This window comes from Pseudomonas sp. SIMBA_068, from assembly GCF_046534705.1.
Lineage (GTDB): Bacteria > Pseudomonadota > Gammaproteobacteria > Pseudomonadales > Pseudomonadaceae > Aquipseudomonas > Aquipseudomonas putida.
Map to the genome: position 1 here is coordinate 1 of NZ_JAWRYI010000794.1, position 262 is coordinate 262.

At 36.3% G+C, this 262-nt stretch carries 1 protein-coding gene; it reads left to right on the plus strand.

The window, feature by feature from the left end; genetic code table 11:
- Positions 1–262, plus strand: a 262-nt coding sequence (locus tag SB756_RS31480; RefSeq protein WP_410913424.1) for a LysR substrate-binding domain-containing protein, incomplete at both ends; no start/stop codon positions are given.

The window sequence follows — 262 nt, forward strand, 5'->3', positions numbered from 1 at the left end:
CGAAAGCTAAGCCTTACAGATGCTGGAAAGCTTTTATATAAACATGCAAAAGATATTAACCAACAAGCTAATGATGCCTTTACTGCTATTAATGAGCTTTCTCAAGAAGTATCTGGCCATATTGTTATGTCAGTTCCTACAATTTCAGGGGAGCTACTATTAGCTGATTTAGTCGCTAATTTTTGTCAAAAGTATCCTAAGGTTACGATTGAGTTAAGGCTTGAGAACAAGCTGATTGATTTAGTCGAAGAAGGAGTGGATT